This window comes from Flavobacterium aerium, assembly GCF_030766725.1.
Taxonomy (GTDB): domain Bacteria; phylum Bacteroidota; class Bacteroidia; order Flavobacteriales; family Flavobacteriaceae; genus Flavobacterium; species Flavobacterium aerium.
This window is the reverse complement of record NZ_JARQWR010000003.1, coordinates 236,173-248,451: the sequence shown is the minus strand read 5'-3', so window position 1 is coordinate 248,451 and position 12,279 is coordinate 236,173. Positions and strand designations below refer to the sequence as shown.

Here is a 12,279-nt window from a genome sequence, read left to right as displayed (position 1 = left end):
AATAGATTGGAGTGGTAGTTATACTATGCTAATTCATCAAGATTAATAGCATTGATTCGAGTAATGTCAACTTTATGCTGAATTTCACAAACAGGATAAGGAATCCCTTTCTTGAGTGAAAAATCGGCTAATGCACAGATGCATAATTCATCATCCAAGGCTAGTTTATTGATTTTGGTTACATAAAAAGCCTGTTGTTGTCTTCCTTTTACAGTGATTAAACTTCCCATGATATAATAATTTTATATGAAACATTAGAATGATAACCTCTACACATCCGGATGATTTTTGAGGAACTCACAAAGAGTTTTTAAGGGTTAAAAAGGGTTAATCTCTAGCAATTATGATCTATAATCACTCACAGTCTGATTGTTTTCACGGTAGCTTATTTCCATAATCTTTGGTGTTCCATCTAAATTTTGAATGATGTAGAAATGGAAAGCATAGTTATAATTGTCACGTCCAGTGAAATGTAAGCAGAATCCACCGCCACGGGTATCTTCTGGTTGGTGTGTTCCCTGTTCTATGGTAACACGTTCTGTTCTGCTACTGCTTGTAGCAATATCAATGAATTCTAATACCCAATGATCTGAAAAGTGATTTCGGGCGTTCTTAAAAGCATTGATAATTGATGTTTCTGTCAAGGTGTCCAAAAAAGCTTGGTACTGACCATACTTTTTTTCATAACCTGGCTTGGCTGTGTTCCAGCCTTTTTTAAAAGTTAGTGCCATTGTGTATTTATTTAAAAGGTTAATACTGATGTAGTGGATTACACTACACTTTTTACTAAATAATCATTGATTCTTAGGAAAGATTCGGAAGGATCACCAGATTCAAAAATGATTTCAATTTTTGCAGTAGCTTGTTTTTTTCCGAAAATTCCACCACCACCACCCATATCAATGTCTAGACTTGGGCCATTATTCTTGCTATTCGACTGTTCTAGTTTAATTTTACCAAGTGCTACTTTAAAGTTCAACTTCAATTCTTTGATTTTTATAGCAGAAGGCGGAAGCAAACTCAAAAGTGGAACTCTAAGAATTGTCATATTTTCCGGATCATCATCAGGATCTAGTGTTGGGACCTGTAGTTCCTGAATAATTGGTTTCCCATCTTCATCAAAATATTTTGCTATTTGCTGAATGTGTTGTTCTTCCGTAAGTTCTTGGGCACGAAGTACAGCATTGTGAATAGCTTGTAATAAATGGTCAAATCGTTGTTGTGACATGATATTAGTTTTTAAAGTTTTTTATTTTTCACCCATCCAATAAGGCTTTCTAGTGAAGCCAATATGATAGGTAGTGCTTTGCATATTCAGTTCGTGTTCACCCATCATGAAAGTCCCAATCGATATATCTTTACCGATGATGGTTCCTTTAGGATGTTGTGATAGGCATTTATTAAGAAACGCCAACTGCTCTTCACGTTTGTCCTCAGAAAAAGGAGCGCTTGGATTGACAGTTCCTATGGTTACTTTTTTGACGTATCGTATCTCTGCAATAGCGGTCTTTTTTGAGGTATCGGGTAGCATAACAGTTGGCGTTTAGTTAATGATTAATGGATTTATTCTTTTGGAGTTTCATTTGCAGGAGTTCCATCAGCGTTTACTAAGGTTCCTTTGTCTGTTGGTTTACCATCTTCTCCTCTAGCGATTTCACCATTTTCGTTTGGTTTGTAGGCAATAACCTGACGTGGTTTTGCAGCATCATTCATGATGTCCAATACTCTAGATAATCCCTCTGGCATACCATGGTTTGTTGCTTTTACTTCAACATGGTATTTTGCAGATTTATCAGAAGAACGCGTGTTTTCTTTACTCGCAGAAACAGCACCTGAAACAGTAGCGTTGATCGTAAAGAATCCAATTTTTGCACTTAAACTAGCACTGAATTTTCCTTCAGAAGCAGATTTATCCACAGATTTAACAGAGCTTTTAACCTCCATGTCAAATGTGATGTCTACTAAATCTACTTGTAGATTTGGAATCGGTACAATGGCTAGCATTGGAACTTTCATTTTTACTTCCTCTACAGTAGCATTTCCATCTTTATCGATTCCTGGACGTTCGAACATAAAATCGACCATTCGGGCTGGACCCGGAACTAAGATTCCATCTTCTCCTTTGATTTGTTCAAAACCGATGTCATTAATAAAGGCAGCCGTTGATTTGGCTAAATCCACGTTGGATTTGACGGCTGCCGATAAAGGACCACCGATAAGATCCTCCATTGGAAGACCTTTGAATTGATTTGCAATGTTCATAATGTAAATATTTAAGGGTTATTAATTCGTTAGAAATCAGCCTCCTCTAGTAAAGTGTAGGTGAAAGAGTTTCCGTATAGATTCTTTGACTTACGGCAAATACTCATGAAGAAATCAAAATCAGCAACCTTTTTGAAAACAGTACATCCAGCAGACCATTTTTCAACAGATTGAGATTCTGTTTGTGGATTACTGCGGTGAATGTTAATTCCGAAGATTCCTTCATGTTGAATACCTGAGAAGTTTAAAACTCCATCTTTGTTAGCATCTCTCCATACTTTTAGGGGGGCTTTTTGTACTAAAGCTTCATACTGTCCTTTGTGCATTCCTACTTGATGCGATCCTTTGTATTGCCCCGGAACTAGAATTGCTGTTCCGTTTACATTTAAAGGATTTTTTAACCAATACAATCCTGGATCGGTTGTAACAGGGAATGAGAATAGTTGAAGAGTAAGACTATCATCACGATAGATTAGACATAATGTATCGTCAAAAGAATTGGCGATTTCATTTTTATTGCGGATCCCAATAATATTGATATTATAAGGTAGGTTCTGGTCAAAAAAGAGATACCCTTTTTTCGTTAGAACGGTTTGAATTTCATTAACTGATGGTTTCATTGTCCTATTTTTTTGTTGATAAAAAGATTGATTTGTGACGTATTTATAGGACAATATTACAGCGAGGAATCATGTAGTTTTGGAGAAATGGCAGGAGTGGTAATACGAATAGTATGAGTGGTAAAATAGTAGGTATAAGCATTATTTAACTATTTTTACTAGCATGTAACTTATAAAATAATATAAATATGTCTGAACCAATTCTTATTCAAAAATCATTTCAAATCCCTACAGATCCTGCCAAAATGGAACCTGTTTGTATGACACCCTTTGTTAATGCTACCTATGATAAATCTAAGGTTGCAGGGAAAAGATCATGGACTATCGAAATTATGTGTTATCTGCCTATTTCTGATAGCTCAAAATCTGAAATTTCCTTAGTTCCGGAAGAATTTATGGAGCTTTATAAAGAGCTATTACCTGTGAAAAAAATTAATATCAATTTTAGAAGCTCCAGAATGGAAGCTATTAATTTATGGTATATCAAATCGGTCCCTTTTGACTTAGATGAATTTTATAGCATCATTGAAATTCAGGTTGATAATGATATGGGTACAGGTAAAATAAGAGGCGGAAAAACAGTTGGAATGTCAAATTCATTGACTAATATTTAATTTATATAGAATGAAAACAATAGTACTTATTTTTTTTTAGGATTATTTCCGTCGTTTGGACAACAAACAGGAACATCAATGAAACTTTCAACGATTACAAAACAGCAATGTTTGATTTGTAAAAAAAATATAAACGTAGAAAAAGGGACAAAAAATAGCGTTTCAACGTTAAGTTTTGTCCCTTTTCATAAGATGCATATGTTACTGGAGGAGAAAAAATACGATAGTCTTTTACCAGCCATATTGACTTCAATTAATTATTACGAAAATGGAGTAAAAAAGGATACTTTATTATATTTAAGTTACTACTTAAAAGGAAGTTTTTATTGTAAAAATGAGTTGTATAAAGAAGCTTTGGTTACGTTATTAAAAGCTCAGAAAATAGGCATGCAATTTAAAGAACCATTGGGTTGGTTTAACTTGAATATAGACATTGCAATTTCATATTTTGAACAAGAAAATTATGAAAAAGCATTAGAATATTACCTCAAATTAGAATCTGAAGCAGGTGGTTTTCCTGATAATAAATATCTAGAGGGAGGAATATACAATAATATAGCCCGTTGTTATGCCAATATTGAAAACCACGATTTTAAAAAGTCTGAGGTATATTATAAACAAAGTATTGCAATTCATGAGGAGTTAAAAGACAGTTTAAGGATTGCCACAGGATATCTTAATTTAGGAGATTTGTATTTTGAGCAGTATCGTGATGATGAGGCGATTCGATATTTTAAAAAAGCGTTAGTATTGGCTCAGAAGATAAAAGCCCTAGATATCCAAGATGATATTTATTTTAATCTTGCATTGGCAATGGAATCAAAAGGCAATAACGAAAAAGCATTAGTATATTATAAAGCTTATATTGAGATACAGGAGAAGATATGGAATAGAGATAAGGTATGGGAATTGGCAGAACAAGAGAAGAAGTTTATTGTCAATAAGAAAGAAAGTGAGATTAAATTATTGGAAAAAGAAGCTAAGCTTCAAAAGGTACTTTTACAAGCAAAAAGAGCAGAACGGAATACTTTTATTATTGTCACAATCACCTTATTAATTTGTCTTTTAATTGGGATTGTTGCCTACAGACAACGTTTAAAAAAGAACAAGATAATTGCCCGTCAGAATATTCAACTTGATGAATTAAACCGAACAAAAGATCGTCTGTTTTCAATTGTAGCCCATGATCTCCGATCACCAGTTTATATGTTGAAAGAAAGTAATGTCAAGTTACAGAAAGCACTGGTTAATCAAAATTACATTGATTTTCAAAAACTATTGGAATCAAATATCAGAATTACAGAAAGCACCTATTCCATGCTAGACAATTTGCTCTACTGGGCTTTGGAACAAAATAAGAATCTTTTTTTTACGATAGAAAAATTACCGTTGCATGTTATTGTGGAACAAGTATGTGTTAACTATATCGAATCGATGAAACTGAAACAAATCCAATTTATTCAAGATATTCCTACTCATGTATGGATTTATGCTGATTTGAATGCTTTCAAAATCGTCATTCGAAATTTGATTGATAATGCCTTAAAGTTCACGAAAAATGGAGGTGAGATAAAGCTTTATACCCGAACAAAAGAACAGTTAATCCAGTTAGTTGTTGAAGATAATGGAATAGGAATTTCAAAAACTGTTTTAGCTTCTATTTTTAATGTCCATTTGGAAAAAAGACAAAGAGATACTCATGGTAAGATGAGTACAGGATTAGGCTTAGAATTATGTAAAACCATGACTGAGAAAAATGGAGGAACATTAGATTTGGAAAGTGAAGAAGGGATTGGTACCCGAGTTTTTATTACTTTAGAGTTAGCAAAAAATGAAAACCATGATTAAGATACGTATACTCATTATTGAAGATGAACCGGAGCAAGGACAGATATTGCGTGAAACTCTAGAAGAAAAAGGGTATGAAGTTACAGCTGTAGCAACAAATTTAAAAGATGGGCTTGGTTTTTTCTATGCTCAAAAACCAGATATTGTAATTATCGATGTATACTTGGATGGGAAACCAGATGGGATTGTTTTTGCTGAACGGATTAATGAAAATCCAGCTACATTAAAACCTTTTGTATTTCTAACCAGTGCAGTAGATCGGGGTACATTTGAAGCCGCTCGACTCACAAAACCCTATAGTTATTTAATCAAACCCTTCAATACCTTAGAGCTTGAATATGCTTTAGAATTAGCCTTGGAAAAATTCACGAATACGGTAGGTTTATTTTCCTCTGGACAAATAGGAGCAACATTAATTATGGAAGCCTTTTTTCTCATTAAGAAACGAGATACTTTGGTTAAAGTTCCCTTTGATCATATTGAATTCATAGAAGTAGAAGGGAAGTATGCAACTATATTCACGGAAGATGATTCTTTTTTAATTGAGATATCATTAAAGTTATTGTTTCAGAAATTACCAGAAAAACAATTCATTCAAATTCATCGTAACCATGTGGTGAATTTAAATAAAGTGAAAAAACTTCATTTAGCCGATAATCAAATGGAACTAATCTCGGGAAAAAAGATTACGATAAGTAGACGATACAAAGATCAATTTGTAGAACGCTATTCTGTTTTGAAATAGAGAATCATATTAAAAAAGGGAACGTTATCATATAACGTTCTCTTTTTATATTAATGCTGGATTTCAGCTTCAGATCGATGTTGTAATAATTCCCAAAACTTATTGGCTAGTATTGCTGGAGAATGTGTTTTACTATTTTCTTCAATACTACCTGCAATGGTAACCGTTCCTACAAATATGTTTTCAGGCTTTAGTCGTTTATTCAATTGAAAAGCTAGATTACGAATACTCGCTTTACCAATAGCTAATGATCCATATTGTGAATGTGGAAATAATGAAAGACCACCTCCAGACAATAGAAATGCTCCTTTTCTATCCTTTAAATCATTATGAACGCATTGTAAAGAGTGTAACGCATTAGCAACATTTAAGGTGAAATCATTGACCAATGTATCAGATGTTTCTTCCAGTATATCTTTGTGTTTTATATTAGCGACATTATAGACTAATACATCTATTCCGCCTAATTCTTTTTTTAATTTCTCTATGGCTGTGGTTAATTCATTAGCATGATGTGCATCTGCGGTAGCATAAAAACTTTCAATTCCTTTTTCTGCTAATTCTGTTTGAAGTTTTTTTAGATTTTCAGCATTACGACTGATTAAACCAATGGTGTAATTTTCTTTTCCAAATTTATGTGCTATTCCTTTACTTAAACCGGTTCCAGCACCAATTATTATAACTGCTTTTTTCATATAATTTTTTTTGTTTTTTTATTCAAAAAATCCTTTTTCATGCCCTAAATCAGTATTGATTGACGGCGAAACTAAGTTACGATTTATTGTAAAGATTTAAAAGTATTTTGGACTTATTTCTCTGCTATAAAGGGAGGATTTATAGTGTGGAGAGAACAAAATATTTAATATGTTTTGTAAGAATAGAATTAGCCTTATTTCGATGTTATGCAACCTATTTATTTAGTAATAAACCTGAATGTTGAGGTTTATTTTTCAATAATCATTGTCACTCCCTGTCCACCCGCAGCACAGATAGAAATAAATCCTTTTCCAGATCCTTTTTCGTTCAGTAATTTGGACATAGTAGCAATAATACGCCCGCCAGTTGCTGCAAATGGGTGACCTGCTGCGGTACTACTTCCGTTCACATTGAGTTTTGCACGATCAATAGCGCCTAGATGATGATCCAGTCCAAATTCTTTGGTGAGTTCTGGACTTTCCCATATTTTTAAAGTAGCGAGTACTTGTGCTGCAAAAGCTTCATGGATTTCATAAAAATCAAAGTCCTGCAAATTCATTTTGGCTCTTTGAAGCATTTTTGTAGAGGCATAAATTGGAGCCAGAAGAAGGTTGTGCTTATGCTGTACATATTCAATAGCGGCCAATTCAGAAAAAGTAATGTAGGCCAAAATCGGTAAATTGTGTTCCTTAGCCCATTCTTCGCTGGCTAATAATAAACCCGATGCACCATCGGTTAGTGGAGATGAATTCCCAGCAGTAAGTGTACCATGTTCTTTATCAAATGCAGGTCTTAATCGGGCTAGCTTCTCAAGACTAGTGTCTGCCCTAAGATTATTGTCACGTTCTAAGCCTAAATACGGTGAAATCATATCATCAAAAAAACCACGTTCATAGGCCTTAACCATTTTTTGATGACTTTCCAAAGCTAATACATCTTGCTCCTCACGGGAAATATTATAATATTTTGCAGTAAACTCAGTATGTCCACCCATAGATAAACCAGTGCTCGGCTCACTATTCATGGGAGCAATAGGGGCTAAATCTTTAAATTTAATGGATAAAAGTTGAGTGAATTTATTCCACGATCCTTTTGTTCTTCGAATAGCTAGTAATTTTTTTCGCAAACTTTCATTTAAAATCAAAGGAACATTACTGGTAGAATCTACACCACCTGCAATACCAACATCAATTTGTCCTAAGGCTATTTTATTTGCGATATAGATAGCCGATTCAATTCCTGTATCACAAGCCTGTTGTAAATCACAGGTAGGTGTTCTGGGATTTAATGAAGTATTTAAAACGCATTCTCGCATTAAGTTAAATTCCCAGCTGTGTTTAATTACAGCACCTCCAGCAACTTCTCCTAAAATCTGATTCTGTAAATGATAACGCTCAATAAGTCCATTTAAAACAGCAGTCATCATGTCTTTATTACTAGCGGTTATATAGGCTGTATTCTGACGTGCAAAAGGAATACGGTTGTATCCTACAATTGCTACTTTTCGAGCGGGCTTATTTTCTATCATTATGTTCAAATTTTATGGTATTAAAGATACAAAATATTAAAACCCAGATTTTTGATTTGGCAATTTTTTATGATATAAAAACAGAGAAAAGACTAAACAGCAGGAAAATAAGAATGTTAAATTGCTATTATTAAAATAGAGTAAGTAGTACTTTTGCATTATAAATATAATATAAAATGCTATGGTCAATTTAGAATGGTATAGAACATTTAAAGCAATATATGAAACAGGTACACTTACTGGCGCAGCTCAGACCTTGTTTATTTCGCAACCTGGTGTGAGCTTACATTTAAGTTCATTAGAAGCTTATGTAGGTTATAAGTTGTTTGATCGTACGTCTCGTAAAATGGTTTCTACAGAGCGTGGAAAAGTACTTTATAATTATATATTGGATGCATTAAATAAATTAGAATCGGCCGAGCAGCACTTTCATCGAAGTGCGGAAAAAGATAAACCGACAATTAGTATTGGGATGTGTTTTGAAACGTTCCAAATTACTTTAGAATCCTATTTACCGACTTTAGATTTTAATGTCATTATAAAATTTGGAGATTATCCCGAAATGCTCAATGACTTATGCAATGGTATTCTGGATTTAATAATTACTCCACAAAAAGGAGATAACAAATCAATTGAGAATAAAGCGTTTTCAAAAGAAAAGATTGTTTTAGTAGCAGGTAGCGAAACAGAAAGCGAAGTATTCAACAGCTTAATCAAAAAGAAAGATTTTGAAGGAGCCCAGCAGTGGTTGAAGCAACAGATATGGTATGGAACAACTGCAGATATGGAACACTTAAGAAGATTCTGGTATATGAATTTTAATAAACGTCCAGATTTTAAACCCAATTTTATTGTTCCTAACATGAATTCAATTGCCCGTTGTATTAGTGGACGCAGTGGTATAGCTGTTATTCCAGATTTCTTATGTAAAAATGAAGTAAGTCAAGGGAAAGTTAAGGTGCTATGGGAAGGGGAACACACGATAGAGAACACATTGTATTTCGCAATGCGTAAGAAAACAATTTATGCCAAAGAGATTGCTGTAATTCAGCAAATATTTGAAAAAGAAATGCAACCACTATAATATACAAATAACATAGAAAAGAAACGAATGGTATCATGTAAATGATGCCATTTTTTTTGCCTAAAAATTAAATCAATATTTAAAAATCTGGTGTCATTCACACTGGATTTTTTGTGTTTTAAATGGATTGTAAAGCCGGAAATATCGGAATTTTTCAAGGTATAGAATCGGAATTTGGCGGAAATACAAGGAAGTTATCGGAATTATCAGAATCATCGGAATTTGACTGCAATACTCGTTGACAATGGTTATTTCTTTGTCTCAGAATTAATTACAACATCGGTCAGCAATTGAGGCAAATGTATAAGTTGATTCTATTATGGAAATGCAAGACAGGGTAGAATAATGAACTGGGAAGTATAAATCATCCTATTCTGTTGTCGCATTTCCCACTTCCCAAAAACCAATTTTTAACGGAATGAATGTATTAAAAAAATCGAACAAAAAAGTTCGAACGGCCATTCCTATGTCAAATTTTTAAAATTTAAAAACAATGAAAAAATCAATTATATATACGGCAATTTTAGCAATCAGCGCTACATTATTTTCATGTTCAACAGATGGTTTATACGATGAATCAGGAACCACAATGAGTCAAAAACCATATGAATCTTTACAAGCTAAAGATTCTATAAATGATCCAGGTGATGTTCCATTCCCAAAAGGCGTGATACCTAATGATGATGAAATTGATACTGGTGGAGATGATGGATATACACCGATTACACCGCCAAAAAAGTAATAGAATAATAATTTAGTATGACATACCCTCAAGAATCTATTCTTGAGGGTATTTTTTATTTAAAATTATCGGTAATGAATGATTGCTTTTTGATTGAAGAATGTATAATGCCTATAGAAAAAACATTATAATTAGTACTTTAGCTTTATGGTAACGATTAAGAAAAAATACAAGCTTCTATTTTTTATAATTATTATAGGGGCTTTTATATCCTGTAATCAACCTAAAGAGTCGATTATTGGGCAACAGGATGTTATTAATCAAGTGAATAAATATTTGACTCTTAGTCAAGAAGATTCTCTTTCAATACAAAAACGATTGGATAACAGTACTAAGGCGTATAAAATGGCCTATGCTTCAAATCAAGATTCTTTGGTATTGAAAACATTGTGGAATGTAGTGACTTTAAGAACTCAAAATACTACAGATAGTACATGGTATTATATTCATAAATTCGAAAATTATGCTATTAAAAAAAATGATACTTTATATAAAGCAAAGGCATATGAAGAACTCGGTAATTATTATTGGAAAAAAGAAAAATTAGATAGTACTTTTTATTTTTATAACATTTCAAAATTGCAATATGAATTAAGAAAAGATAGTCTTCAAGTAGTATACAAACTGTTATTAATGGCCCGTATTCAACAAACGTCTAATGATTATTTTGGGAGTGAAAATACAGCGACAGAAGCATTAAAGTTTTTAAAAAACTCTACAAATAAACAATACTATAGAGAAGCCTATAATATATTGGGAGTAGCTTATAAAAACCTTATGAGTTATGATAAAGCTTTAGATTATTATCAAAAAGCCTATGAACTTACAGAAGATTCCTTATCAAAAATAATTTTGAAAAATAATCAAGCAGTAGTATACATTAAGAAGAAAGCGCCGATGCAGGCTATTCCGATATTATCATCATTAATTCAAATACCTATTGAGATTAAGGATGAAAAATTAAAAACAGAAGTATTTAAATTAAAAGGACGTGTACTGAATAATCTAGGAACTGCTTATTTTGATTTGGGTGATAGAAAATTAAGTCTATTCTATTTTGAGCGTGGTTTAATGATACGCGAGCAAATTAATAATTCATACGAACTCATTTCAAGTTATATGAATTTATCCCGCTATTATTATCCTAAGGATTTAATTCTAGCTAAAAAATATGCATCAAAAGCTTATGAATTTGCAACAAAGAATAATAGTGTTGACGATCGTATTGAAGCGTTACATTTATTAATCCAAGATAGCTCAGGATCTGAACTAAAAGAACTCGCCCTCTATAATAACAATTTAAGAGATAGCATTGGTAAAGTAAGAATGAAAGTCAAAGATGAGTTTGCTTCCGTAAAATTTGATTCTTCTAAAAGTAAAGAAGAAAATTTAAAATTGAAGGCAGACCAAGCAATTAGAGCAATTCAGGTAGAACGTATCAGTAATCAGAAAAACTTATATGGACTAGGAGGACTTTCGGCATTATTAATTTGTGGTTTGTTGATTTATATACTTAAATCTATACATAAAAGGCAAATGGTTCAGGAAACGTATAAGACAGAAACCAGGATTTCTAAAAAAGTACATGATGAATTAGCAAATGATGTACATAATGCCATGGCTTTCGCAGAAAATCAGGATTTGTCTTCTCCTGAGAATAAAGAAAGATTAATGAATACATTAGATCAGGTATATATACGAACCCGTGATATTTCAAGAGAAAATAGTTCGATTGATACTGGAGCAAAATATGGCGAACATTTAAAACAACTACTTTCAGAATATTCCACCAATCAATCGAATGTAATCATTCGTGGGTTGGATGCAATCGATTGGAAGGGAATTCAGGAAAATAAAAAAATTATTGTGTTTCGTATTCTTCAGGAATTAATGGTAAATATGAAAAAACATAGTGAAGCCAGTCTAATTGTTGTAGGTTTTTTAAGTAATGTTAAAAAATTGAATATTACGTATTCTGATAATGGAATTGGGATGGAATCGAATGCAGCCGTCTATAAAAGTGGCTTGAAAAATATAGAAGAACGAATTCATACGATTGGTGGAAAAGTTATTTTTGAAACTGGTACAGGAAAGGGCTTTAAAGCCAATTTTGAAATTCCATATTAACTAATTGATAAAA

General features: G+C 32.8%; 14 protein-coding genes. 6 read left to right on the top strand and 8 right to left on the bottom strand.

Going from position 1 to position 12,279, the window contains the following annotated elements:
* Positions 1–23: 23 nt before the first annotated feature.
* The 6 genes from P6733_RS05600 to P6733_RS05575 form a co-directional block, all read right to left on the bottom strand.
* Positions 24–230, bottom strand: a complete 207-nt coding sequence (locus P6733_RS05600; protein ID WP_306350797.1) for a hypothetical protein — start codon at positions 228–230, stop codon at positions 24–26.
* Between the two features lie 111 nt (positions 231–341).
* Positions 342–731 (bottom strand): hypothetical protein, encoded by a 390-nt coding sequence (locus P6733_RS05595; RefSeq protein WP_306350794.1) that lies wholly within the window; start codon positions 729–731, stop codon positions 342–344.
* 38 nt (positions 732–769) lie between these two features.
* A complete protein-coding gene (locus P6733_RS05590) occupies positions 770–1,228 on the bottom strand; it encodes a DUF2589 domain-containing protein (protein ID WP_306350791.1) in 459 nt (152 codons plus the stop codon).
* Positions 1,229–1,249: 21 nt separating this feature from the next.
* On the bottom strand, positions 1,250–1,531 hold the full coding sequence (locus P6733_RS05585; protein WP_306350788.1) for a hypothetical protein: 282 nt from the start codon (positions 1,529–1,531) through the stop codon (positions 1,250–1,252).
* 32 nt (positions 1,532–1,563) lie between these two features.
* Positions 1,564–2,262 carry a DUF2589 domain-containing protein gene (locus tag P6733_RS05580; RefSeq protein ID WP_306350786.1) on the bottom strand — a complete coding sequence of 233 codons (699 nt, stop codon included), beginning with the start codon at positions 2,260–2,262 and terminating at the stop codon, positions 1,564–1,566.
* Positions 2,263–2,291: 29 nt separating this feature from the next.
* The gene (locus P6733_RS05575; RefSeq protein ID WP_306350784.1) at positions 2,292–2,882 is read right to left on the bottom strand and encodes a hypothetical protein; all 591 of its coding nucleotides are present in this window, start codon (positions 2,880–2,882) and stop codon (positions 2,292–2,294) included.
* A 188-nt stretch (positions 2,883–3,070) separates the two neighbouring features.
* Here P6733_RS05575 and P6733_RS05570 point away from each other — a divergent pair, with 188 nt between their 5' ends.
* The 3 genes from P6733_RS05570 to P6733_RS05560 all read left to right on the top strand — a co-directional run bounded on the left by P6733_RS05570 (position 3,071) and on the right by P6733_RS05560 (position 6,089).
* The gene (locus P6733_RS05570) at positions 3,071–3,496 is read left to right on the top strand and encodes a hypothetical protein (protein ID WP_306350782.1); all 426 of its coding nucleotides are present in this window, start codon (positions 3,071–3,073) and stop codon (positions 3,494–3,496) included.
* Between the two features lie 78 nt (positions 3,497–3,574).
* Positions 3,575–5,344, top strand: coding sequence for a tetratricopeptide repeat-containing sensor histidine kinase (locus P6733_RS05565; protein WP_306350781.1), 1,770 nt, complete (start codon positions 3,575–3,577; stop codon positions 5,342–5,344).
* Positions 5,337–6,089: a LytR/AlgR family response regulator transcription factor gene (locus P6733_RS05560; RefSeq protein WP_306350779.1), complete on the top strand. Its 753-nt coding sequence runs from the start codon at positions 5,337–5,339 to the stop codon at positions 6,087–6,089. Before P6733_RS05565 ends, P6733_RS05560 begins: the two co-directional genes overlap by 8 nt.
* A 50-nt stretch (positions 6,090–6,139) precedes the next feature.
* Here P6733_RS05560 and P6733_RS05555 read toward each other — a convergent pair whose 3' ends face one another.
* Both P6733_RS05555 and P6733_RS05550 read right to left on the bottom strand, forming a co-directional pair.
* Positions 6,140–6,784 (bottom strand): SDR family NAD(P)-dependent oxidoreductase, encoded by a 645-nt coding sequence (locus tag P6733_RS05555; RefSeq protein ID WP_306350777.1) that lies wholly within the window; start codon positions 6,782–6,784, stop codon positions 6,140–6,142.
* 248 nt (positions 6,785–7,032) lie between these two features.
* Positions 7,033–8,313 (bottom strand): acetyl-CoA C-acetyltransferase, encoded by a 1,281-nt coding sequence (locus P6733_RS05550; protein WP_306350775.1) that lies wholly within the window; start codon positions 8,311–8,313, stop codon positions 7,033–7,035.
* A 181-nt stretch (positions 8,314–8,494) separates the two neighbouring features.
* On the opposite strand from P6733_RS05550, the gene P6733_RS05545 reads away from it, so the two are divergent.
* The 3 genes from P6733_RS05545 (at position 8,495) to P6733_RS05535 (ending at position 12,266) form a co-directional block, all read left to right on the top strand.
* Positions 8,495–9,397, top strand: a complete 903-nt coding sequence (locus tag P6733_RS05545) for a LysR family transcriptional regulator (protein WP_306350772.1) — start codon at positions 8,495–8,497, stop codon at positions 9,395–9,397.
* Between the two features lie 493 nt (positions 9,398–9,890).
* The gene (locus tag P6733_RS05540) at positions 9,891–10,139 is read left to right on the top strand and encodes a hypothetical protein (RefSeq protein WP_306350771.1); all 249 of its coding nucleotides are present in this window, start codon (positions 9,891–9,893) and stop codon (positions 10,137–10,139) included.
* A gap of 147 nt (positions 10,140–10,286) precedes the next feature.
* Positions 10,287–12,266 (top strand): ATP-binding protein, encoded by a 1,980-nt coding sequence (locus tag P6733_RS05535; protein ID WP_306350769.1) that lies wholly within the window; start codon positions 10,287–10,289, stop codon positions 12,264–12,266.
* Positions 12,267–12,279: the final 13 nt, after the last annotated feature.